Here is a 23,073-nt window from a genome sequence, read left to right as displayed (position 1 = left end):
CGATGTGGCGCATTATAGAGAGATTGATCGCGTTGGCAAGGGTCGCAATGCAATAAAACTGCAAAAATCGGCACTTATTTAGTTATTCATAACCAACCACAGCTTTTGTACAAACTTATCCACAGAAACTGGCCCTGGATTGCTAGAATGGCCGAAAACAAGGAGGCCAAGATGGACTTGCGACTGAGACCTTACAAGGGAAAACGCCCGCAATTGGGCAAACGGGTATATGTAGACCCCTGCGCCACCCTGGTGGGAGATATAGAGTTGGCCGACGATGCCAGCATCTGGCCCATGGTGGCGGCCCGGGGTGATGTGAACCACATACGCATCGGGGCTCGCAGCAATATTCAGGATGGCACAGTGCTGCATCTCACCCGCAAGAGTGCCAGCAATCCTGACGGCTATCCGCTGTTGATCGGGGAAGATGTCACCGTCGGCCACAAGGCCATGCTGCACGGCTGCACCCTAGGCAATCGGGTGCTGGTCGGCATGGGGGCCATCATTCTGGATGGAGTGGTGGTAGAAGATGACGTGATGATAGGCGCCGGCAGTCTGGTGCCGCCGGGCAAACGGCTCGAAGCCGGCTTCCTCTATATGGGCAACCCGGTCAAACAGGCCCGGGCGCTCAAGCCTGCCGAAATTGCGTTTCTCAAGACCTCGGCCGACAACTATGTCCTGCTCAAGGACGAGTACCTGCAAGAGGCCTGATATGCACGCTGTAAACAGGAAGCCCGGCGTGATGCCGGGCTTCTCTTCTTATATAGCTATCCACACAGCAACAGAGTGCGGAGCGTTAGTGGGCCTGATCCCAGTTATCGCCGGTTCCCGCCTCGACCAGCAGGGGCACATGCAGCTCGGCCGCCGCCGACATCTTCTCCTTGATGATGGCGACGTACTCCTCCAGCTTCTCTTCGCGGATCTCGAACACCAGTTCATCGTGTACCTGCATCAGCATGCGGATCGACTCATCCTCGATGCCGCGGATCCAGCCATCCACGTTGATCATGGCGCGCTTGATGATGTCGGCGGCCGTCCCCTGCATGGGGGCGTTGATCGCGGCCCGCTCGGCGGCCTTGCGCAGACCGGCGTTGCGGGACTTGATATCCGGCAGATAGAGGCGACGGCCGAACAGGGTCTCGACATAGCCCTGCGCTTCCGCCTGCTGACGGGTGCGCTCCATGTATTCCAGCACGCCCGGGTAGCGTTCGAAGTAAAGATCCATGTACTTCTGCGCCTCGGCACGACCTATCCCCAGCTGTTTGGCCAGACCGAAGGCGCTCATGCCATAGATGAGGCCGAAGTTGATCGCCTTGGCGCTGCGGCGCATGTCGGTGGTAACCGCATCGAGCGCCACCCCGAACACCTCGGCAGCGGTTGCCTTGTGGATGTCCTTGCCCTCGGCAAACGCGGTCAGCAGCCCCTTGTCACCGGAGAGGTGCGCCATGATGCGCAGCTCGATCTGGGAGTAGTCAGCCGCCACCAGCTTGTAACCGGCACTCGGAATGAAGGCCTGGCGGATCCGGCGCCCCTGCTCGTTGCGCACCGGGATGTTCTGCAAGTTGGGGTCAGAGGAGGACAAACGGCCGGTGGCCGCCACAGCCTGATGATAGGAGGTGTGTACCCGCCCGGTCTGGGGCTTGATCATCAGCGGCAGCTTGTCGGTATAGGTGGACTTGAGCTTGGCCAGCGTGCGGTGTTCCATCAGCAGGCGCGGCAGCTCGTAGGTCTCGGCCAGCTCGGCCAGCACCTCTTCCGCGGTGGACGGCGCTCCCTTGGGGGTCTTCTTGATGATCGGCAGCCCCAGCTTGGTGAAGAGGATCTCCCCCAGCTGCTTGGGTGAGGAGAGGTTGAACTCCTGCCCGGCCAGCTCGTGGGCCTGACGCTCCAGTTCGGCCAGACGCAGCTCTATCTCCTGGCTCTGCTGATGCAGCAGCTTGGGATCTATGGTGGTCCCGAGCAGCTCCATCCGCGCCAGCACCGGCAGCAACGGCAGCTCGATGTCGCTGAATACCTGGCGCAGGCCAGGCACGGCTTCCAGCTGTCCCCACAGAGTCTGGTGCAGACGCAGAGTGATATCGGCATCTTCCGCCGCATAGGGGGCGGCCTGCTCCAGCTCGATCTGGTTGAAGGTGAGCTGCTTGACCCCTTTGCCCGCGATATCTTCAAACGAGGTGGTCTCGGCCCCGAGATAACGCTTGGCCAGCGAATCCATGTCGTGACGGCTGGCGGTGGAGTTGAGCACATAGGACTCGAGCATGGTGTCGTAGGCGATGCCCTGCAGGTCAATGTCGTGGTTGAGCAGCACGTTGCGATCGTACTTGAGGTTCTGACCCACCTTGAGACGGGTCGGATCTTCCAGCAGCGGTTTGAGCTTGCCCAGCACCACGGCTTCGGTCAACTGCACCGGTGCCCCCAGATAGTCGTGACCAAAGGGCACATAGGCGGCCTTGCCCGCTTCGACGGCGAAGGAGACCCCGACGATGCGCGCCTCCATGTAGTCGAGGCTGGTAGTTTCGGTATCGAAGGCGAACAGCGGCGCCGCCTGCAACTGCGCCAGCCAGTCGTCAAACTCGGCCTCGTCCAGAATGCAGCGGTAGTCGGTTTCGATGGCGGCAACGGGGGCAGCCGTATCATCGCTCCCCTCTTCCGAACCGGCACCCTCTTCGCCACCGGACTCCAGTTCCTTGATCAGGTTGCGCAGCTCATATTCGCGATAGACGGCCAGCAGGGACTCCTTGTCGACCGGTTTGAGCAACAGCTGTTCCAGACTCTGTTCCAGCTCGACATCGGTTTTGATGGTCGCCAGGAGATAAGAGAGGCGCACCTGCTCCTCCTGCTCGCGGAACTTGTCGGCGAACGCCTTGGAACCGCGGAAGCCGAGGGCCGCCACCTTGTCCAGATTGGCGGCGATCTCGTCTATGCTGCCGATCCCCTGCAACAGGGCCAGCGCCGTCTTCTCGCCGACGCCTGTCATGCCGGGAATGTTGTCTACCTTGTCGCCCATCAGGGCCAGATAGTCGATGATGAGCTCCGGCGGCACGCCAAACTTCTCGATCACCCCTTCCCTGTCGGTCTTAACATCTTTCATGGTGTCGATCAGGGTGACGTGGTCTGAGACCAGCTGCGCCATGTCCTTGTCACCCGTGCTGATCAGTACGGGCAGCTGCTTCTCGGTCGCTTGGCGGGCGAGCGTGCCGATCACGTCGTCGGCCTCGACGCCTTCGACCATCAAGAAGGGGAAGCCCATCGCCTTGATCATCTGGTGGATGGGGGCGACCTGGCTGCGCAGATCGTCCGGCATGCTGGCACGGGTCGCCTTGTACTCGGGATAGATGTCGTCGCGGAAGGTCTTGCCCTTGGCGTCAAACACCACGGCCACATGGCAGTCAGGGTATTGCTTGCGCAGGCTGCGCATCATGTTGGCCATGACACGGACGGCGCCGCTCGGCAAACCGGTCGAAGTGCGCAGATCGGCCTGCTGGGAGGCGAAGAAGGCGCGGTAAAGATAAGAAGAGCCGTCGACCAGAATAAGGGGGTTGCTAGGGGCCATGAAATCGTCCTGCCAGAGATAAACAGCCGCTAGGATGCCACAGGGCCCCCCTCACACCAAGGGGTGCAGCAGCACCCTAAGCGGGCAGCCAAGGGGACTCAAGCTGTGGATAAGTCTGTGTTCAAAAATGGGGCGCAGTATGAGCCACAGTGATAAAACTGTGCACAAAAAATATAAAATCCATATAAAACAGCATATTGAGATCGTAAAAACCGATCGTGAGACTGTTGGAATGATCTCGATCAATGTGGAAAAAGATTTAAGGGAGTAGGTACAGCAGGATCCAAAACGAAACAATCCTAGCACAGCGAGATGACTTGACCAGCGGATGGCGAGCGATAACCATACAAAAGTACAACAATCTATCCTGGCTCACATTTTCAACAACGAGGAGTTTGCCATGAAAAAAGTGGCCGTGATTTTGAGTGGCTGTGGCGTGTTTGACGGGGCCGAGATCCATGAAGCCGTCATCAGCCTGCTGGCGCTGGCCCGCCATGGCGCCACCACCCAATGCTTCGCCCCGAACGTGGCGCAGTTGCATGTGGTCAACCACCTAACGGGTGACGTCAGCGAGGGGGAGAGCCGCAACGTGCTGGTCGAGGCGGCGCGCATCTGCCGTGGCCAGATCAAGGATGTGGCCGAGCTGGATGCGGCCGATTACGACGCCCTGCTGGTGCCCGGCGGCTTTGGGGCGGCCAAGAACCTGTGCGACTTCGCCATCCGGGGCGCCGAGTGCCAGATCCAGCCGGATGTGCTGAAAGCGTGCCAGAGCTTTGCCACTGCCAATAAACCGGCCGCCTATATCTGCATCGCGCCCGCCATGATACCGCTCATCTATGGTGCCGGAACGCTGGCGACTATCGGCCATGACGAGGGCACAGCCAACGCCATAGAGGCGATGGGCGGCAGCCATCTCAACTGCCCGGTCAACGAGTTCGTAGTGGATCAGGAGCGCAAGGTGATCTCCACCCCCGCCTACATGCTGGCCAACAACATAGTCGAAGCGGCGGACGGCATCGAGAAGACGGTCAAACAGCTGCTGACCCTCTGATCCCCGACCCGCCATAAACAAACGGGCCGCTCATGGAGCGGCCCGTTTTCAATGTTGCCAACCGGCAGCAGACTAGATGGTTTCGCCCATCTGATCCATCTTGCCCAGCAGGGCGCGCAGACGTTCCTGCCAGGCAACGTGTTCGTTGCGCAGCTGATGGTTTTCGTCTTGCAGCTTGCCGTTTTGCTCTTTCAGCTCGTCCAGCTCCATCTTCAGCAGAGAGATGTTGTCGACGGCGGATTGTACTTTGGATTCGAGTTGCTCAAGGACTTCTAGTGACATATGCATACCTGTATGTTCAATTGCGATGCCCCACAGAGGGCGATTCAAGCGCGTGAAGCCAGCATACCCTGAGGGCATCGGCACAAACAAGCCAGTGCGCTGTAAAATGCGCCTTCCATAGATGTATTGCCTAAATATGCGTCTGTTTTTCTCGCATCCTGCGCCCGGACCGCGACAAGACCCTGGCAACCGACAGACAACCCTTCGTCGAGGCAGTGACCACGGGCATGTCATCGAACCCGGTTTCCAGATTATCCCGTCAGCCGCACAGCATGATTCAAGCCCCGGCAACAGGCATCCAATCTCGAATCCATACCGCGCCGCCAGGTTACCCCGTCAGCTGTGCAGCGTGATATAAGTACCCAGCAACAGGCAGGCGACCCCGTACATCAACAGGCCGTAGAGCAGGTTCCAGCGCAGGATCAAGCCGGCACTCAGGTTGTAGCGGGACGCCAGCGCCAGGTTGGAGCCGGAGAGCGGACTGGTGCCGGTCGCCAGCCCCCACCCCAGCAGAAAACACATGCCGAGCAGGCTGGGATCCGGCGCAAGCGGCCAGAGCAGCGGCGCCAACCCGGAGATGCTGATGAGCGGATGCACGCCGACGATGGCCACCAGCAGGATCAGCAGCAGAGTCAGGGATGACTCCAGCCAGCCGAAATGGTTGAACAGCGGCAGCCCGTGTTCGCCCCCGAGTTCGAGCACCGACAGCGCACTGTTGATGCCGGCGGCCAGCAAACCGGCCCCCAGAAACAGCACCAGCTGACCGCCGATGGCGGGGAAGCGCTCCACCACCTGCCGCTTGAGGGCGGCGCCTCGCCCGGCTCTGGGCATGAACAGCAGCGCCAGCAGCGGTGCCACCAGGGCGATCACCGCCAGAATGCCGAGCGCTGGCCAGATCTGCTTGATCAGCAGCACCAGCAGCGCCAAGGCCACCGGCAGCCCCAGGGTCTGCAACCGCAGCGGGTAGCCAGCAAAGTCCTCTACCCCGAGTCGCTCCACCTGCCAGGCGGTCAGTCCCATCGCCAGCAGCGCGGCGACCACGCCAAACGGCAAGATGCTCGACAGTTGCAGACCTGGGGCATAGGTGAGCGCCACCGCCATGGCGACGAAGAAGGGGGACCAGAAGGCCGCGGCACAGAAGATCCGGCTCAGCACCATCACCTGACGCCGCTCCAGGGTGCCGCCCCGCTCCAGCCGATCGCCGATGATGAACAGCACGGAGAGGTTGATGACGGCACCCAGCAGGTTGAGGCTGGCCATGGTGCTCCACAGCCCCTTGCGGCCGGACCAGGAGGCAGTCCCGGTCAGCAGGCCCGACGTCGCCAAGTTGAGGGTGCTCACGGCGGCAAACATGGTGAGCATGTTGATGTTGGGCAGCAGCCAGTCGCCCGGGTTGAGGCTGGCGCCCCGCCACCAGGAGAAAATCAGCAGCGCAAGCGCGGCCCCGTACAGGGCCAGGGCCTGCCGTTTGGCCGCCCCCACCAGCCAGGGCCAGGTGAGCAGGGAAGCGGCCCAGGCGGCAATGGCCGCAGGCCAGGGGGAGAATCCCAGATAGAGGTGCAGCAGGTTGAGCAGCCACATCCCCAGGATCAAATAACCTGACCAGCGCTTGGCCATCGAATCGTCTCGGTCAGGGGATCAGAGGCACTGATCCATATCCAGCGAAGGCTTGTCGCACTCCGGGCGGCCCACTATCTTGGCCGGTACGCCCGCCACTGTGGTGTGCGGCGGCACCGGGTTGATCACCACGCTGCCGGCACCTATCTTGGCGCCCATCCCCACTTCGATATTGCCGAGCACCTTGGCGCCCGCCCCTATCATGACCCCTTCGCGGATCTTGGGGTGGCGATCGCCGCTCTCCTTGCCGGTACCGCCCAGGGTCACGCTCTGCAAGATGGAGACATCGTCCTCGATCACCGCCGTCTCGCCGACCACTATGCCGGTGGCATGGTCAAACATGATGCCCTTGCCGATCCGCGCCGCCGGGTGCACGTCGACCCCGAACACCACCGAAATCTGGTTTTGCAGGTAGAGCGCCAGCGAGCGACGCCCCTGGCGCCACAGCCAGTTGGCGACCCGATAGCCTTGCAGGGCATGAAAGCCCTTGAGGTAGAGCAGCGGGGTGGAGAAGAGATCGACCGCAGGGTCACGCTCCTGCACGGCGCAGATGTCGGCCGCCACTGCCGCCAGCAACTCGGGCTCGCTGCGCAGGGCCAGCTCGATCACCTCGCGCAGGGCGATGGCAGGCATGGTAGCGCTGTCGAGCTTGTTGGCCAGCTGGAAGCTGAGGGCCGAGCGCAGGTTCTTGTGATTGAGAATGGTGGAATGAAAGAAGCTGGCCAGCATAGGCTCTTCGGTCACCATGCATGCCGCTTCTCGCTCAATTTTTTGCCAGGTTTTGGCAACCAGATCATCCATGTTGCAGCCTACTGTTGTTCTGATGGAGTGCCTTGCTGTTCCTTGTGCACCACAGAGATGGGGTCCATATGAATGATGACATCCATGCGCTCGAATTCCTGACGCACCGCCAGTTCGGCTTCATCGGCGATCTGATGGGCCTTGACCAGAGGGAGCTGGTCATCCAGCTCCAGATGCAACTGCACGAAGCGGGTCGGACCGGATTGACGGGTACGCAGATCATGCACCCCGTGGACACCTTCGACGTCACAGCAGAGAGCCATTATTCTCGCTTGTTCTTCGGCTGGCAACTGACGATCGAGCAGCGCCTGCACCGACTCATAGCCGATATGGATGGCGCCCCACAGCAGGAACAGGCCGATCAGGATGGCAAACAGGCCGTCGGCCCAGAACCAGCCCCGCCCCGCCAGCACCAGCGCCAGCAGGACGCCGCCGTTGAGCAGCAGGTCGGAACGGTAGTGCAGCATGTCGGCCTTGATGGCCACGCTGTTGGTCTTGCGGATGACAAAGCCCTGGAAACTGACCAGCAGCAGGGTCAGCACTATGGAGCCGCCGCTGACCCAGAGACCCGCTTCGAGCCGCAGTATGGGCGCCTGGTTGAGCAGGGAGGAGATGCCGTGCATCACCAGCAGCAGGGCCGAGCCCGAAATAAACGCGGACTGGATGAGGCCCGCCAGCGACTCCGCCTTGCCGTGGCCGAAGCGGTGCTCGTCATCGGCCGGCGCCAGCGCATAGCGAATGGCCAGCAGGTTGATGATGGAGGCGCTGACATCCATGAAGGAGTCGGTGAGCGATGCCAGCAGACTCGATGAATCCGTCATGAGCCAAGCGATCAGCTTGCCGGTGATCAGCAGGGTAGCCGTGGTGACGGCGGCCATGCTGGCCAGCGTTACCCAGCGGGAATATTGTTGATGGCTCAAAACCGGCTTTCCTCTTGCGGTTAAAAATCTATTATACCCTGACCCCTGCGCCGGCTTGGCGCGAAAAATCAGCGGAATGACTTCAGATGCACAAAATACTCCTGGTCGACGACGATCTCGAGCTGACCCAGCTGCTCACCGAAATTCTGACTCTGGAAGGCTTCCAGGTCACAGTCGCCGAGGATGGCGAAGAGGGGTTGCTGCGACTGGCCGAGCAGGACTTCAACCTGGTGCTGCTGGACGTGATGATGCCCAGGCTCAACGGCTTCGCCATGCTGACCAGGCTGCGCAAGACCCACGACACCCCTGTGCTGATGCTGACGGCCCGTGGCGACAGCCAGGACAGGGTCAACGGGCTGGAAGCCGGGGCCGACGACTATCTCGCCAAACCATTTGATGACAGGGAGCTGCTGGCCCGGGTGCGCGCCATACTGCGCCGGACCCAGAGTGCCCAGCCCCAGCGCGGCGGCACCTCCGAAGAGCTTCGCTTCATGGATCTGGTGCTGCAACCCGGCCTGCAACAGGCCAGCAGCGGCGATCAGCTGCTGGAGCTCACCGCCACCGAATTCGGGCTGCTGGAGTGCCTGCTGCGCAACCCGGGCCAGATCATCAGCAAGAGCCATCTCTCCGAGCAGGTGCTCGGCAAGAAGCTGGAGCCCTTCGATCGCGCCATCGACATGCACCTGAGCAACCTGCGCAAGAAGCTGCCGGAGCGCACCGATGGCCAGCCCCGCTTCAAGACGGTGCGCGGCCGCGGCTATCTGTGGCTGGAACAGGCATGAGCACGGCCCGCACCTTCAATGGCCTCTCCACCCAGATCTTCCTCTGGTTCTGGCTCATGCTGCTGGTGGTGCTGGCGGCCGTGGTGATACTGCCGACCCTGGATCCCCGCAACATCATCCCCTTGCCGGCGCACGAGATGACCAGGATGAACAACAACCTGAAGGCGTTGCAGAAGGGGGCGGATCCCGATCATGACTTCGATCTGGTGCAGGCCATAGACGCGGCGGGCCTGCTGCCGGTGGACAACATCTATCTGCGCGATGAGAAAGGCCAGATGCAGTCCACCACTCGCCTGAGCAAGTTCGTGGTCCGCTTCATGCTCGATTCGGACAACCCGGCCAAGCCCATGCTGGGCAGCGAGCACAAGCGGGCCATCGCCGGCCCCTTCCAGATGGAGCATCGCGGCCAGATCTATCACGTCTACTTCGGCCTCAATGTCGAAAACTCCTATCTGTTTCTGTTCATCCAGATCCTGGATCACCCGATCCAGATCCTGGGCATCGCCATGCTGGTCAGCACCCCGCTCTGCCTGCTGCTGGCCTGGCGCCTGACCCGCCCCATACTGCAGTTGCAGCGGTCTGTCTCCCAGCTGGCGGAGGGCAACCTGGAGGCGCAGATCCCCAACCTGGGGCGGCGCGACGAGATCGGCCAGCTGGCGGATCACGTCAGCCACATGGTCGATACCCTCAAAAACATGATCCAGAAGCAGAAGCAGCTGTTGTCCGACATCTCCCACGAGCTGCGCAGCCCGCTTACCCGCATCCAGCTGGCGCAGGCACTGATCCGGCGCAAGCAGGGGGACAGCAGCGAGCTGGCACGGATAGAGTCAGAGATAGGCAGGCTCGACAAGCTGATCGGCGACCTGCTCGACCTGTCGCGGGTGCAGCAACACGTGGAGGCGCCCGTGGTGATGCCGCTGGCGGAGCTGCTGGAGCCCATGCTGGACGATGCCATGTTCGAGGCAAACCAGAGCGGCAAGCAGTTGCGGCTGCCGCCCCTGCCGACCGAGTCGATCCGGATGTGGCCCGAGCTGCTGGCGCGGGCACTGGAGAATCCGCTGCGCAACGCGCTCAAGTACGCCCGCGAGTTCATCAAGGTGGACTGGTATCGAGAGGGACGGGAGTGGGTGATGACCATACGCGACGATGGCCCCGGCGTGCCTGTGGAGCAGCAGGCCCAGCTGTTCCTGCCCTTCTTCCGGGTGGATGATGCCCGCAACGCCAAGACAGGCGGCACCGGGCTCGGGCTGGCCATCGCCTCGGAGGCGATCCAGCGTCACGGTGGCACCATACGCGCCAGCAGCAACCAGCCAGCCGGGCTGACCATCACCATCCGCCTGCCCATCGGCTGAGTCGCCTCTTTTCATCCATCCGGGCGCTGGGTATGCTGGCGCCCCTTTCGCCCCAATCTAGGCCCCCATCAGGATCCCGCCATGCTCGACATAGTGCTCTACCAACCGGAAATTCCGCCCAATACCGGCAATATCATCCGTCTCTGCGCCAACACAGGCTACCGGCTGCACCTGATAGAGCCGCTGGGTTTCGAGTGGGATGACAAGCGGGTGAAGCGGGCCGGGCTCGATTATCACGAGTTTGCCGAGGTGAAGCGCTGGCCTGACTATGACGCCTTTCTGGCCGAGGTGGCGCCCAGGCGGGTATTCGCCTGCACCACCAAGGGAAGAACTGCCCATTCGGCCGTGCAGTTTGCCCCCGGCGACGCCATGCTGTTCGGCCCGGAGAGCCGTGGCCTGCCTGCGGATCTCATCGAGAGCCTGCCGTTCGAGCAGCGGCTGCGCATCCCCATGCTGCCCCAGAGCCGCAGCATGAACCTCGCCAATGCGGTGGCGGTATTCGTGTATGAGAGCTGGCGCCAGCTGGGCTATGAGGGATCCCTCTAGGCTCTTGGCCGCCACCGGGTGATGCCGTCCCTGTGATGGGCCAGCCCTTGCAACAGGATCATGCCAGCCAGGCTATGACGGCTCGCCCTCGGCCTGCTCCATGCCGTGGGGTGAGTGCAACAGACGGCCATCGCGTTCCAGTTGCCAGCACAGCCACCCCAGCGTCAGACCCCGCCCCGCCATCAGCGCCCCCATGGCGGCCCACAAGGCGGCCACGCCCCAGCCCTGACAGAGCCACCAGATGGGGAAGAAGCCGCACAGTACCGCCACCAGCATGCTGTTGCGCATCTCGCGGGCCCGGGTCGCGCCTATGAAGACCCCATCCAGCAGGAAACACCAGACCGCCAGCAAGGGCATGACGATCAGCCAGGGCAACTGGCGATTCGCCTCGGCGATCACCGCCGGAATGTCGGTGATATGGGCGATGAGCCGACTGCCACCCGCCGCAAACAGCAGACTGAAACCCATTGCTATGAATAACGCCCACCCCAGGTTCAGCACTATGGCCTCGCGCAGCCCCTGCCGATCCCGCCGGCCTATGGCGCGGCCCACCATGGCCTCCACCGCGTAGGCAAAGCCATCCAGCCCGTAGGAGATGAGCATCAGGAAGTTGAGTAGCACCGCATTGGCGGCGACCGCCACGTCGCCCAGCCGCGCCCCCTGCAAGGTCATGAAGGCGAAACAGAGTTGCAGACAGAGGGAGCGGACGAAGATATCCCGGTTCAGACTGAGCAGTCTCAGCAAGGCCGGCCACTGACGCCAGCGCTGCCAGGCCCCCTGCCACACCTCGGGCGACAGGCGGCGCAGATGACGGCTCACCAGCCAGAGCCCGACCCCCAGGGCGCTGTAATCTGCCAGCAGCGAGGCGGCGGCCACTCCTTTCACCTGCCAGCCCAGCCCCAGCACGAACCAAGTATCCAGCGCCATGTTGACCAGGTTGGTGAAGATCAGCAGCAGCATAGGGCTGCGGGCATCCTGCATGCCCAGCAGCCAGCCCATGATCACCAGATTGCAGAGTGCCGCCGGCGCGCTCCAGATCCGTACCGACACATATTCGCCGGCATAGCTCTGCACCTCGGCAGAACCGCCACCGAGTGCAATGAGCGAAGGCAGGAAGGGCAGCAACAGCAGTAGCAGGGCCAGCCCCAGTCCGACGGCGAGGCCGAGCGCCCGCGCCAGGGTGTCGAGCTGGCTGTGCGGGCTGCCGGCGCCATGGGCCTGGGCGGTCAACCCTGTGGTGGACATGCGCAGGAAACCCAGCAGCCAGAAGATGAGATTGATGAGGGTAGCCCCGACCGAGACGCCGCCGAGGAACCAGGCTTGGCCGAGATGACCGATCACCCAGGTATCCACCAGCCCCAGCAAGGGGGTGGTGATATTGGAGAGCACCATGGGCAAGGCCAGGGCAAATACGGCGCCATGGCGCCGGCCGTCTTTCAACCAGGGCGGGATCATCATGGCAACCGACGCTCGTCCTGCATCACTCGCCTTCCAGTTGCACGATTCTGGCGAAATCGGAGACCAGGGTCGCCATGACCACGTGGGGCACCTGCCCCTCGCTCATCTGGGGACGGAACACGGCCTCCAGCTTGCCTTCCGGGTTGATCAGCACTATGGAGGCGGAGTGGTCTATCAGGTACTCCTTCTCCCCCTGATCGGCGATGGAGTAGATGAGGCCCAGATTGCGCACAAACGGGAACAGCTTGTCATGGGTGCCGGTTGCCGCCTTGAACTCGGAGTGAAAGAAGGCGGTATAGGTCTTGAGGCGGGCCACGTCATCCCGCTGCGGATCCGCCGAGATGAACACTACCTGGCTCTCGGGTGCGATCTTCTTCAGCGCCGGGTAGACGGAGCGCAGATCCGCCAGCGTGGTCGGGCATATATCCGGGCAGAAGGTATAACCGACAAACAGGAAGGTCCAGTGCCCCACCAGACTGGCTGGGACGAAGGGCTGACCGTCCTCGTCGGTGAAGGCAAACGGGTTGATGTCCCGCCCCGCCGGGTAGTAGTCGGCCTGCTCGGGCAGGGAGGGCTGGTTCCAGTAGAATGCGGCCATCATGCCCCCGACCAGCAGCAGAAACAGCAAGGGGTAACGCGGTTTAACCATAACAACAGACCCTTTCACTTCGACATGCCCGCAGACCGGGCCCGAATGGATGACCCATTGTAACCCAGCCAATCCCGGACCGGACCATCCCATGTACCGGATGCCGATTCGGCATCCAACTTCGGTCAGGGGATGACGCTATGGGCAGGCCGCCGGGCGAACAAGGCCAGAAAACAGCAGCCCCACCGTCAGGGTGGGGCTGTCAGCAGCACGCGGGGCTATCAGGGTTGCAGCCTGCGCCGCTCATGGGGGCGACGGGTCAGGGCGCGGAGTGGTATGACGGGGGCCGTCCAGGGAGCCTCCGCCTGTCCCCTGTCGTGATGGCTGTGAAACAGACGAACCAGACGGACTATCTTGTCCTTGGGACAGCCCAGCCAGATGGTCCAGCAGGCACCCTTGTGATGCACCCAGAGCGCATAGAAACGGGTCATCCGGTTACCCTTGATGAACCGTGTGATGGAAGAAACGGGCGATGCCAGACCCGGATCCCATGGCGAGCTTGAAGCCATACCTGTCCTCCTTGACCAAGAGGTCACGCCGACCGGCATCGTCTGCCACCGCTAGGTGGCCAGATCCTGTGACTGCCGCGTGTCGACTGCGCGAGTGTGCCCTCATTACCCGGACGGTCGTTGCCGTCGGTGCCATGCTGGCCACCCTCCCTTCTTATCCCGTGATATCGCCTCTCTCTGTGGTGAGCAGGCCAAATGCCATTGCTGTCCAGCTCACATGAGGCTGTTGTCATGCATCCCTGCTGCCCCTGGGTTCCTGCCACCTGCGACGTGGGTAAAGAGCGTCTTGTCGAGCATCCGGGGGGCAGTGCAACGAGTCCACTGCCTTACCAAATGATATATCTGAAATGAGTCACCTGCGGCCATTCGCCGCAGACAAAATGGCGGGTATCAGGATCTGATTGAAATCATGGGGAAAGGAACACAGAAACGACACGGCCTCCCGCAGGAGGCCGTGTGATGGCGAGGGTGATTACATCCAGTCGGCGTTGCGGATCACGCCGACGGCCAGCCCTTCTATGGTGAGCTGCTGGCTGGAGAGATCCACCGCTATGGGCTCCAGATCCTCGTTTTCCGGCAGCAGCCACACCTGGCTGCCCTTGCGCTGGAAGCGCTTGACGGTGACATCCTCATCGAGGCGCGCCACCACTACCTGGCCGTTGCGCACCTCCTGGGTCTTGTGGACCGCCAGCAGGTCGCCATCCAGAATGCCGATGTTCTTCATGCTCATGCCCTGCACCCGCAGCAGAAAATCCGCCCGGGGGTGGAACAGGGCAGGATCCACCTGGTAGTGGCTCTCGATGTGCTCCTGCGCCAGGATAGGTTCACCGGCCGCGACCTTGCCGATCAGGGGCAGGCCTGTCTCTTCCAGCACCTCTTCCTCTTCGATCAGCAGACGGATGCCGCGGGAAGTCCCCGGCATGATCTCGATGGCCCCTTTCTTGGCCAGGGCCTTCAGATGTTCCTCGGCCGCATTGGCCGACTTGAAACCAAGCTTCTGGGCAATCTCGGCGCGAGTCGGCGGCATGCCGGTCTCGCTCATGTTTACCTTGATCAGCTCCAGCACTTCGGCCTGGCGGGGGGTAAGAGGTTTCATAACATTGGCACCTGTCTTTTTATACAGCACACTGGCAGTATATACAGTGCTGTGGCCAAGGCAAGGCACAGCTGACATTTGTCATGGCCTGGCGCTCATTTACCGTTGTTTTGATCCTGCGCAGCCGACTCATCGTACCTCTCGGCGACAAGGCGCCGGTGATTTGCTATGCTCACGCCGCATTTTTTCGGAGAGCAGACGCACATGTCCCTTGGACAGAAGATTTCCAGAGCCATCTTGCAATGGCCGGTCAGTGGCTTGGTCAATCACAAGAGCCTGCCGGAAAATCCCATCACCGAGCTCAAGCTGGATCCGGCCAGACCCATAGTCTATGCCCTGAAAACCAGCTCGATCACCGACCTGATGACGCTGCAACAGTGCTGCGAGGATCTCGGCCTGCCCGGTCCTTTCACGCCGCTGGAGCTGAACGGCCAGTTGCTGCCGCGCTACGTCTGTCTGGACCGTCCGCCTCCCCTGTTTGGCAAGCGCAGCAAGCCGCTGCCCTTCCTGCAGGAGTTCCACCAGCTGCTGGATCTGCACAAGCAGGATCCGGCGCTGGATATCCAGGTGGTGCCCGTCACCCTGTTCTGGGGCCGCGCCCCCGGCCGGGAAGGCGAGGAGGCCTCCGGCTGGAACATCATCAGCAGCCTGGCACCGAACCGCCTCAAGAAGGCGCTGATCGTGATCCTCAAGGGTCGCGAGAATCTGGTGCGCTTCTCCCCGCCACTCTCCCTGCGTCACATGGCCGACAAGCACGGCACCGACGAGGCCATAGCCCACAAGCTGGCGCGGGTGGCGCGCACCCACTTCAGCCGCCAGCAGCTGGCGGCCACCGGCCCCAAACTGCCGAACCGCAACCTGCTGTTCAGGCAGCTGCTGGATTCGAGCGTGATCCAGCAGGCGATCGAGGAAGAGGCGCAGCGCGACGGCATCAGCCTGGAGAAGGCGCAGAAACGCGCCCACGGCTACATGGACGAGATCGCCTCCGACTTCTCCTACCGGTTGATCCGGCTCGGCGAGAGCTTCCTCGGCTGGCTGTGGAACAAGCTCTACCGCGGCCTGTCGGTCAACGGCGCCGAGAAGGTACGCCAGCTGGCGCAGGAAGGGCACGAGATCGTCTATGTGCCCTGCCATCGCAGCCACATGGACTACCTGCTGCTCTCCTACGTCATCTATCACCAGGGCATGGTGCCGCCCCACATAGCGGCGGGCATCAACCTCAACTTCTGGCCGGCGGGCCCGCTCTTTCGTCACGGCGGCGCCTTCTTCATCCGCCGCACCTTCAAGGGCAATCCGCTCTACAGCACCGTCTTTCGTGAATACCTGAACCTGCTGTTTGCCAAGGGCTATTCGGTGGAGTTCTTCACCGAGGGCGGGCGCTCCCGTACCGGCCGCCTGCTGCCACCCAAGACCGGCATGCTGGCCATGACACTGCAGGCCATGATGCGCGGGCTGGACAGACCTGTCACCCTGGTGCCCGTCTATCTGGGCTACGAGCACGTGATGGAGGTAAACACCTACCACAACGAGCTCAAAGGCAGCCGCAAGGAGAAGGAGAGCTTCCTGCAGGTGCTCGGCATACTGCGCAAGCTGCGCAACTATGGCCGGGGCTTCGTCAACTTCGGCGAGCCGCTGACCCTCAACAGCTACCTCAATGAACATGTGCCGGCCTGGAAGGCCGACATAGGCCAGGAGGAGCGCCCCGAGTGGATGGCGCCCACCGTCAACCAGCTGGCCGAGCTGCTGATGACCCGCATCAACGGGGCCGCCGCCGTCAACGGCCTGACCCTGAGCGCGCTGGCGCTGCTGGCCGCCGAGCGCCACGCCCTGACCCGGGACGAACTGCAGGCCCAGCTCAACACCTATCTGGATCTGCTCAAGCAGGTGCCCTACAGCCCGCAGAGCACAATCCCGGATGAGGATGCCAAGACACTGCTGGATCAGGCGATGGAGCTCAACAAGTTCGAGGTGAGCGAGGACAAGCTGGGCCAGATCATCAGCCTGGACCGCTATCAGGCGATCCTACTGACCTACTACCGCAACAACATACTCCATCTGTTCGCCCTGCCCTCCCTGGTGGCGGCGCTGATCGAACGTTGCGAGGGGATCTCCCGCGGCGAGATAGTCGCCCGTTGCGTCGACATCTACCCGCTGCTCAAGACGGAACTGTTCCTGCGCTACGAAGAGGATGAGCTGCCGGAGCTGGTCGATGCCCTGCTGGCCGAGCTGCAACGCCAGCAACTGGTCGAGGCGCGCGATGGCGGCCATTGGGTCAATCCGGGCAACCAGATGCGCTTGCTGCTGCTGGCCGAGAGCATTCAGGAGACGCTGCAACGCTACGCCATAGTGCTGACCCGGGTGCTGGCCCAGCCCCATGTCGAGGCGGAGCAGCTGGAGGCGGACGGCCTGATGATGGCGGAGCGCCTCGGCACCCTGCACGGCATCAATGCCCCCGAGTTCTTCGACCAGAAGCTGTTCAGCACCCTGATCCACACCCTGCGCAAGGAGGGCTACCTCTCCCCCGAGTGCAAACCGGATCTGGGCCGCTTCCAGGCACTGGCCGACAACATAGTGCCGCTGCTGAGCAACAAGATCCGCCGCACCATACAGGCAGGCAACCGGATCTGACCTCAAGAAGAGCCAGACACAGAGCAATAAAAAGGCCGCAGCATGCGGCCTTTTTCATTGGAAGCAGGGTAACCCCCGCCTCTCGACCCCCGCCTCTCGAATAGTGAGCGTCCCGGACGGCCCGCGTCAGCGTGGCTGGCTCACAGGTAGTTGAGCGCGACCCCGGCAAACACCAGGGCCCCCACATAGTTGTTGTTGAGGAAGGCCTGGAAGCAGGCCTCCCGCTGCCGCTCCCGGATCAACCGCTGCTGGTAGACAAACAGCGCCGCCGCCGCCAGCAGCGACCAGTAGTAGCTGGAACCCAGCCCGCTCAGTTGACCCACAGCCAGCAGGATAAGCAGGGTGGCCAGTTGCAGCACGCCGATGATCCGCTTGTCGTGGCGACCGAACAGGATGGCGCTGGACTTGAGGCCGAGCCTGAGGTCATCGTCCCTGTCTACCATGGCGTACTGGGTGTCATAGGCGATGGTCCACAGCAGGTTGGCGAGAAATACCAGCCAGGCCACCAGTGGCAAGGCGTTGGCCTGGGCCGCATAGGCCATGGGAATGGACCAGGAGAAGGCCATGCCGAGCACCAGCTGCGGGATCGGAATGTAGCGCTTCATGAAGGGGTAGCAGACCGCCAGCAGCAGGGCCGCAAACGACAGGCCTATGGTGAGCGGGTTCATGGTCAGCACCAGACCGAACGAGATGAGCGCCAGCACGGCGAACAGCGTCAGCACCTCACGCGGCCTGACCTTGCCCATGGGCAGGGGTCGACCGGCGGTGCGCTTCACATGGCCATCGAAGTTGCGATCCGCGTAGTCGTTGATGACACAGCCGGCGGAGCGCATCAGAAATACCCCCACCACGAACACCAGCAGGGTCCAGAGATCCGGCAGGCCATCGGCCGCCAGCCAGAGTGCCCACAGGGTCGGCCACAGCAGCAGCAGGGTGCCGATGGGCTTGTCGATGCGGGCCAACTGCACATAGGCCAGTCCCCGCTCCTTGGTTAACAGCTTCACTCCGGCTCCTTATTCGATGACAGCGAGGGCAAGAAGAGTTCATGGACCAGCAGTGGCCATTGCCCCAGAAACAGACGGGAACGGCGTCCCCAGACGGTGGCGGCCGGGCACCAGGGATTGCTCGCAATCTCGAAACAGGCCAGTTGCAGGTGATCGCGCCGGGCGGGCTCGTCACCGAAGATACGCTCGCCCAAAGGCTGTTCACCCAGCTCGCGCAACCCGCTCTCTTGCAGGGCGGCTTCGGCAAACAGGGTCCAGCCCAGCACAGCCGGCCCCCCATCACCGTGCAGTATCACCTCGCGGCACAGGCCCTGGGGCTGCTCGGCGGCCACCAGCCGCTGCTCGTCGGCGCCAAGGGCAACGCTGCGGTTGCCGAGCAGTTGCAGCGAGAAGTGACGATTGTGGCGACGCAGGCGCCGGGTCATGGAGTCGGCCTCCAGCAACCAGGGCCGCAGTGCCTCTGGCGGCTCGCACTCTGCGGGAGCCCGCCACGGGACGAGCTGGACGAGGGGAACAGTCAACTCGGACTTCACAGCTTCACCATCCGGAGATTTCCGTTATCAGGTTAAAATCCGGTTTATTATCCGTAAATCAATCGAGAATTGTAAGAACATCCGTGCTTGACGGCCCCGATGGCAACATCAAAAATGGGGTATCTGCCGCTGATGAGCCATCCATATGAAGATCTTCAAAATTCTGCTGGTGTTGTTACTGAGCTGTGGCGCCCTGCATGCGCAGGCCTCGTCCGGGGAGGAGCCGCCCGCCGAAGGGGCCGAAGCCGCCAAGCCGGGTTTCCTCTATCACCTGCTGGATCCCGACATCATCACCAACTACCTGAGCGATGGCAAAACTCTCGGCTATATCCGGGTCACTGTGGAGCTGATGGCCGAGAACGAGGCCGATCTCAAACTGCTGGAGCAGCACGATCCGCTGATCCGCGACGCCATCATACGCCTGATGGGCAGCAAGACCGGCGAGCAGATCAAGTCGCTGGTGAACCGTGAGGAGCTGCGCAAGGAGTGCCAGACCCGGGCCAACGAGCTGCTGGTGAAGGAAACCGGCAAGAAGGCGGTGCGCGAGCTTATCTTCACCAAGTTCCTCTACCAGTAACCGACACAGGCAAGCAATACGGCCACCCAGGGGTGGCCGTATTGCTGTGTTCGAAATGAAAATTGATTACACTAGGCCCCACTGAGCTGTCGAGGTAGTCGGTATGGGCAACAAGACCCTGTGTGAATGGCGTCGCAGCGAGATCCCGGCCGATCTCAAGACCCTGCGCAAGATAGTGCGCAAACCCAAGTTTGTCTGTGGCAAGTGCGCCCGCAGCGCCAATGACAAGAGCTATCTGTGTCAGCCGCTGCGGTTGAAAGAAGAGTAAGGCTGGTTATCCGCGCGGCCGGCTATTGATCGGTCCAGCCCTGGCGCCCCTGTTCGAACAGTCTGCGCGCCTGTGTGTCATTGGGACAGACGCCGCGATACTCGCCGCCGGATCGGCCCGCCAGATAGAGGTGCTCCGGCCGGCAATACCAGGCCAGCCCTTTCTGGTGCCCCTGCTTCCACAACTCGGCATCCACCTTCTTGCCGCACTGGGTCTGGTGAAACTCGACCCGCTCAGTGGTGAAGCCCAGCTTGCCATCCGCCTCCCCCACCTCGCTCCACACCTTCTCGCACGGATCATCCGAGTGGGAGGCACAGCCCCCCAGCAGGGCGGCAAACACTATGACAGAGAGTCGCATAATCATCCTTGAGTGTCGTTTGGGCAGTTCATTCTAGCCAGCCTGATGCCGCCGACCAAGCGCTCGTCCCCATTCCTGTGAGCCGCACAAAAAAACAGGCGGGCCCCAAGGCCCGCCTGTGTGCTCAATGTGTGGACTACTGGTCGTCGAGAGGGTCATCGTCCTGCCAGCTCTCGTCTTCCCATTCATCCAGCTCTTCTTCCCAGGATTCCGGTTCCCATTCATCATCGAGATCGTAATCCGGCTTGTGTCCACCCATGCTCATTCTCCTTGGATAGTGCACCCGCACTCAAAGTCTATCCAGAAAAATGGGGCTCGCCAGTCAAGGCAGGATCAAAGTTTGACCAGGGTGCGCCCCGCGATCCGGCCTTGCGTGATGGCTTCGGCGGCTTCCACCACCTGCTCCAGCTCTATCTCGGTGACCGCCTGCGCGAAGAAACGGGCGGGCAGATCCCGCGCCAGCCGCTGCCACGCCAATTGGCGGCGCGCCAGCGGGCACATCACCGAATCGACCCCCTGCAACCGCACGTTGCGCAGTATGAAGGGCATGACGCTGGTCGGCAGATCGAAGCCGCCCGCCAGCCCGCAGGCAGCCACGGCGCCACCGTAGTTCATCTGGGCCAGCAACTTGGCCAGCACCTGGCTGCCGACTGTGTCGACCGCCCCGGCCCACAGCTGCTTCTCCAGCGGCTTGGCGGGCTCCAGCAGCTCGCTGCGCGGTACTATGCGACTGGCCCCGAGGGCGGTCAGCATGGCTCCCTGCTCCTCGGGACGGCCGGTCAGGGCCGCGACCTGATAACCCAGCGCAGCCAGCAGGGCCACGGCGGTGGAGCCCACCCCGCCTGCGGCGCCCGTCACCAGGATCTCGCCGCTCTGCGGGGTCACGCCCGCTTCTTCCAGTGCCAGCACGCAGAGCATGGCGGTGAGGCCGGCGGTGCCGATGCACATGGCCTGGCGTTCATCCAGCCCGGCCGGCAGCGGCACCAGCCAGTCGGCCTTGACCCGCGCCTGCTCGGCCATGCCACCCCAGTGTCCCTCCCCCACGCCCCAGCCGGTCAGCACCACCTTGTCGCCGATCTGATAGCGGCTATCGGTCGATTCCAGCACTGTGCCGGCGAAGTCGATGCCGGGCACCAGCGGCCACTGACGCACTATCTTGCCCTTGCCGGTGATGGCCAGCCCGTCCTTGTAATTGATGGAGCTGTGACTCACCGCCACTCGCACCTCCCCTGCCGGCAACTGGCTCTCGGCCAGCTGGGTCAGGGTCGCAGTGGTCTTGCCGTCTTGGTTTTCCAGTAACAGAGCCTTGAACATGGTTGCCTCTTTGATGAGTGTGAAACGGGATCAGCTGCTTTGACGCTTCTGCAGTTGAAAATCCAGGGTCAGGGCCGTGCCCATGACGGGGTCGCCAGCCAGCTGGCGCAAGATAAGCTCGGCCGCCTCCTGCCCCATTTGGCGATAGGGGATCCGGACCGAGGTGAGCGCCGGATAGCAGGCGCGCGCCACGTCCAGATCGTCGAAGCCGGCGATGGCGAGCTTGCCAGGCACGCTCAGGTGGCGACGCTGACATTCGAACAGCACCCCGGCCGCCAGCTCGTCGTTGACGCACACCAGCGCATCCAGCTCGGGCCAGCGCAGCAAAAACTCCCCCAGCATGGCCGCGCCCGTGCTGAAACTCGGCAGCTCAGAGGTGTTGATGATGGCATCGGGGGAAAGGTAGTTGTCCAGCAGCGCCTTCTGCCAGCCCTGCATGCGCTGTTGCAGCATCCACTGCTCCTGGCGGGCGCAGAGAAAGCCTATGTTGCGATAACCGCGCTCTATGAGGTGACGGGTCAGCTGATAGCCGGCATCGAAGTTGGAGACGCCGACATTCATGTCGATGGGCTGGCGCGCCATGGCCCCCACCTCCACCACCGGCAGGCGGGCCGCCTGCAGCCGGGTGCGAATGGTCTCGCCGGGATCGCCGCCAAACAGCACCACGGCAGCCGGGTTGTGCTGCAAGAAGCTGGTCAGCAGGCTCTCCTCCTGCAGCTTCAGATGCTGGGCATCCCCCAGCATGATCTGGTAGCCCTCATCGAGCAGGGTCTGCTGCAGCCCGGCGATCATGTCGCCGCAACCGCGCTCGGTCAGGCTGGGCACTATCACCACTATGGTCTGGGAGGTGGCGGAGGCGAGCGCACCCGCGGCCCGGTTGGGAATGTAGCCGAGTTCATCCACGGCGGCGTCGATGCGTTCGCGCATCTTGTCTGACACCAGCTCGGGGGTGCGCAGGGCACGGGACACCGTCATGGCCCCCACTCCGGCCAGCTGGGCCACATCGTTGAGGGTCACCCGACCCGTGCTACGGCGCTTCTTCGCTTCTGACATCCCTTCCCTTCCTCGACATACGGGTGCTCACTTTAAGGCAAAAGTGCGGCACTGACTATTTGCTCAAACCGGATTTTACCCCCTTCGAGCGAGTGACGGGGCAAGATGAATCCCTCCCATGATAGAAATGATAGCGCTATCACAGTTCGATGTTAGCGCTATCTGGTAGCGCTAACTTTCGAGATCGCGCTCACAGTTATCACAGGGCAAGATCGCTAGATTGGCGCCATCTTATCCAGCCCGGACATTGCCATGCTGACTCAATTGCTGACCGAAGAGGTCATTTCCATCGAAGCGGGTGCCCGCGACTGGCGTCATGCCATCGAGCTCGCCACCGCTCCCCTGCTGGCCAACGGCACCATAGAGCCCTCCTATGTGGCGGCGCTGTTTCGCTCACACGAGGAGCTCGGCCCCTACTACGTGCTGGGCCCGGGCCTGGCCATGCCCCACGCTCGCCCGGAAGACGGAGTCAACCGCCTCGGCCTGGGGCTGACAGTGCTGAAAACCGGGGTCAACTTCGGCTCCGAGGGCAATGACCCGGTCCGGCTGCTGGTAACCCTGGCCGCCAGCGACAGCAACTCCCACGTGGAGACCATAGCCCAGCTGGCCGAGCTGTTCATGAACGAAGAGGACGTGGCGGCCATCATGACGGCCGACACCAAAAACGACATTTTGCGCATCCTGGCGCGTTACTGAGCGGCGCCCTGCGCCCGACAGAGGAA

Annotated in this window: 24 protein-coding genes; 9 read left to right on the top strand and 15 right to left on the bottom strand. The window is 62.4% G+C overall.

What is annotated here, in order from left to right; translation table 11 throughout:
• Positions 1-171 precede the first annotated feature (171 nt).
• On the top strand, positions 172-711 hold the full coding sequence (locus tag AACW87_RS11180; RefSeq protein ID WP_241326749.1) for a gamma carbonic anhydrase family protein: 540 nt from the start codon (positions 172-174) through the stop codon (positions 709-711).
• Positions 712-796: 85 nt separating this feature from the next.
• Here the strand turns inward: AACW87_RS11180 and polA are convergent, their stop codons facing one another.
• Positions 797-3,553 (bottom strand): DNA polymerase I, encoded by a 2,757-nt coding sequence (gene polA / locus AACW87_RS11175; RefSeq protein ID WP_241326748.1) that lies wholly within the window; start codon positions 3,551-3,553, stop codon positions 797-799.
• Between the two features lie 400 nt (positions 3,554-3,953).
• Here polA and elbB point away from each other — a divergent pair, with 400 nt between their 5' ends.
• Positions 3,954-4,604 carry an isoprenoid biosynthesis glyoxalase ElbB gene (gene elbB, locus AACW87_RS11170; RefSeq protein WP_241326747.1) on the top strand — a complete coding sequence of 217 codons (651 nt, stop codon included), beginning with the start codon at positions 3,954-3,956 and terminating at the stop codon, positions 4,602-4,604.
• A 72-nt stretch (positions 4,605-4,676) separates the two neighbouring features.
• On the opposite strand, the gene AACW87_RS11165 is transcribed toward elbB, so the two are convergent.
• The 4 genes from AACW87_RS11165 to fieF form a co-directional block, all read right to left on the bottom strand.
• Positions 4,677-4,886 carry a cell division protein ZapB gene (locus tag AACW87_RS11165; protein WP_042037447.1) on the bottom strand — a complete coding sequence of 70 codons (210 nt, stop codon included), beginning with the start codon at positions 4,884-4,886 and terminating at the stop codon, positions 4,677-4,679.
• A 336-nt stretch (positions 4,887-5,222) separates the two neighbouring features.
• Positions 5,223-6,503 carry a hypothetical protein gene (locus AACW87_RS11160; RefSeq protein ID WP_241326746.1) on the bottom strand — a complete coding sequence of 427 codons (1,281 nt, stop codon included), beginning with the start codon at positions 6,501-6,503 and terminating at the stop codon, positions 5,223-5,225.
• A 21-nt stretch (positions 6,504-6,524) separates the two neighbouring features.
• A complete protein-coding gene (gene cysE, locus AACW87_RS11155; RefSeq protein ID WP_042868480.1) occupies positions 6,525-7,304 on the bottom strand; it encodes a serine O-acetyltransferase in 780 nt (259 codons plus the stop codon).
• Positions 7,305-7,312: 8 nt separating this feature from the next.
• Positions 7,313-8,224 (bottom strand): cation efflux pump FieF, encoded by a 912-nt coding sequence (fieF, locus tag AACW87_RS11150; protein WP_043139544.1) that lies wholly within the window; start codon positions 8,222-8,224, stop codon positions 7,313-7,315.
• Between the two features lie 86 nt (positions 8,225-8,310).
• On the opposite strand from fieF, the gene AACW87_RS11145 reads away from it, so the two are divergent.
• The 3 genes from AACW87_RS11145 to trmL all read left to right on the top strand — a co-directional run bounded on the left by AACW87_RS11145 (position 8,311) and on the right by trmL (position 10,904).
• On the top strand, positions 8,311-9,006 hold the full coding sequence (locus tag AACW87_RS11145) for a response regulator (RefSeq protein ID WP_043139547.1): 696 nt from the start codon (positions 8,311-8,313) through the stop codon (positions 9,004-9,006).
• The gene (locus tag AACW87_RS11140) at positions 9,003-10,358 is read left to right on the top strand and encodes an ATP-binding protein (RefSeq protein WP_241326745.1); all 1,356 of its coding nucleotides are present in this window, start codon (positions 9,003-9,005) and stop codon (positions 10,356-10,358) included. Before AACW87_RS11145 ends, AACW87_RS11140 begins: the two co-directional genes overlap by 4 nt.
• A gap of 81 nt (positions 10,359-10,439) precedes the next feature.
• Positions 10,440-10,904 (top strand): tRNA (uridine(34)/cytosine(34)/5-carboxymethylaminomethyluridine(34)-2'-O)-methyltransferase TrmL, encoded by a 465-nt coding sequence (gene trmL / locus AACW87_RS11135; RefSeq protein ID WP_043139552.1) that lies wholly within the window; start codon positions 10,440-10,442, stop codon positions 10,902-10,904.
• A 72-nt stretch (positions 10,905-10,976) separates the two neighbouring features.
• Here trmL and AACW87_RS11130 read toward each other — a convergent pair whose 3' ends face one another.
• The 4 genes from AACW87_RS11130 to lexA all read right to left on the bottom strand — a co-directional run bounded on the left by AACW87_RS11130 (position 10,977) and on the right by lexA (position 14,616).
• Positions 10,977-12,362, bottom strand: a complete 1,386-nt coding sequence (locus tag AACW87_RS11130; RefSeq protein WP_241326744.1) for an MATE family efflux transporter — start codon at positions 12,360-12,362, stop codon at positions 10,977-10,979.
• Positions 12,363-12,384: 22 nt separating this feature from the next.
• On the bottom strand, positions 12,385-13,011 hold the full coding sequence (locus AACW87_RS11125) for an SCO family protein (RefSeq protein WP_241326743.1): 627 nt from the start codon (positions 13,009-13,011) through the stop codon (positions 12,385-12,387).
• A gap of 221 nt (positions 13,012-13,232) precedes the next feature.
• Positions 13,233-13,520 (bottom strand): hypothetical protein, encoded by a 288-nt coding sequence (locus AACW87_RS11120; RefSeq protein ID WP_241326742.1) that lies wholly within the window; start codon positions 13,518-13,520, stop codon positions 13,233-13,235.
• Positions 13,521-13,992: 472 nt separating this feature from the next.
• Entirely contained in the window at positions 13,993-14,616 is a 624-nt protein-coding gene (gene lexA, locus AACW87_RS11115; RefSeq protein ID WP_241326741.1) for a transcriptional repressor LexA, read from the bottom strand.
• A gap of 204 nt (positions 14,617-14,820) precedes the next feature.
• On the opposite strand from lexA, the gene plsB reads away from it, so the two are divergent.
• Positions 14,821-17,244 carry a glycerol-3-phosphate 1-O-acyltransferase PlsB gene (gene plsB / locus AACW87_RS11110; RefSeq protein ID WP_043139561.1) on the top strand — a complete coding sequence of 808 codons (2,424 nt, stop codon included), beginning with the start codon at positions 14,821-14,823 and terminating at the stop codon, positions 17,242-17,244.
• 140 nt (positions 17,245-17,384) lie between these two features.
• On the opposite strand, the gene ubiA is transcribed toward plsB, so the two are convergent.
• Entirely contained in the window at positions 17,385-18,248 is an 864-nt protein-coding gene (gene ubiA, locus AACW87_RS11105) for a 4-hydroxybenzoate octaprenyltransferase (RefSeq protein WP_103472997.1), read from the bottom strand.
• A complete protein-coding gene (locus AACW87_RS11100) occupies positions 18,245-18,781 on the bottom strand; it encodes a chorismate--pyruvate lyase family protein (protein ID WP_043139568.1) in 537 nt (178 codons plus the stop codon). The genes ubiA and AACW87_RS11100 overlap by 4 nt, the downstream gene beginning before the upstream one ends.
• 145 nt (positions 18,782-18,926) lie before the next feature.
• Between AACW87_RS11100 and AACW87_RS11095 the strand changes: the two genes are divergently transcribed.
• The gene (locus AACW87_RS11095; RefSeq protein WP_043139574.1) at positions 18,927-19,358 is read left to right on the top strand and encodes a flagellar basal body-associated FliL family protein; all 432 of its coding nucleotides are present in this window, start codon (positions 18,927-18,929) and stop codon (positions 19,356-19,358) included.
• Positions 19,359-19,461: 103 nt separating this feature from the next.
• The gene (locus tag AACW87_RS11090; protein ID WP_021140706.1) at positions 19,462-19,626 is read left to right on the top strand and encodes a hypothetical protein; all 165 of its coding nucleotides are present in this window, start codon (positions 19,462-19,464) and stop codon (positions 19,624-19,626) included.
• 22 nt (positions 19,627-19,648) lie between these two features.
• Here AACW87_RS11090 and AACW87_RS11085 read toward each other — a convergent pair whose 3' ends face one another.
• The 4 genes from AACW87_RS11085 to AACW87_RS11070 all read right to left on the bottom strand — a co-directional run bounded on the left by AACW87_RS11085 (position 19,649) and on the right by AACW87_RS11070 (position 22,351).
• On the bottom strand, positions 19,649-19,984 hold the full coding sequence (locus tag AACW87_RS11085) for a DUF2799 domain-containing protein (protein ID WP_042873408.1): 336 nt from the start codon (positions 19,982-19,984) through the stop codon (positions 19,649-19,651).
• A 136-nt stretch (positions 19,985-20,120) separates the two neighbouring features.
• The gene (locus tag AACW87_RS11080; protein ID WP_111589670.1) at positions 20,121-20,243 is read right to left on the bottom strand and encodes a hypothetical protein; all 123 of its coding nucleotides are present in this window, start codon (positions 20,241-20,243) and stop codon (positions 20,121-20,123) included.
• Positions 20,244-20,317: 74 nt separating this feature from the next.
• Entirely contained in the window at positions 20,318-21,298 is a 981-nt protein-coding gene (gene acuI, locus AACW87_RS11075; RefSeq protein ID WP_241326740.1) for an acrylyl-CoA reductase (NADPH), read from the bottom strand.
• Positions 21,299-21,328: 30 nt separating this feature from the next.
• Positions 21,329-22,351 carry a LacI family DNA-binding transcriptional regulator gene (locus tag AACW87_RS11070; RefSeq protein WP_098981092.1) on the bottom strand — a complete coding sequence of 341 codons (1,023 nt, stop codon included), beginning with the start codon at positions 22,349-22,351 and terminating at the stop codon, positions 21,329-21,331.
• A 252-nt stretch (positions 22,352-22,603) separates the two neighbouring features.
• Between AACW87_RS11070 and AACW87_RS11065 the strand changes: the two genes are divergently transcribed.
• A complete protein-coding gene (locus AACW87_RS11065; RefSeq protein ID WP_241326739.1) occupies positions 22,604-23,047 on the top strand; it encodes a PTS sugar transporter subunit IIA in 444 nt (147 codons plus the stop codon).
• The last annotated feature ends 26 nt before the right edge of the window (positions 23,048-23,073 follow it).

The sequence above is a fragment of the Aeromonas sp. MR7 genome (assembly GCF_963899385.1).
Classification (GTDB): Bacteria; Pseudomonadota; Gammaproteobacteria; order Enterobacterales; family Aeromonadaceae; genus Aeromonas; species Aeromonas bestiarum.
Note: the sequence above shows the minus strand (reverse complement) of the source record. Positions and strands in the feature narration are given on the sequence as shown.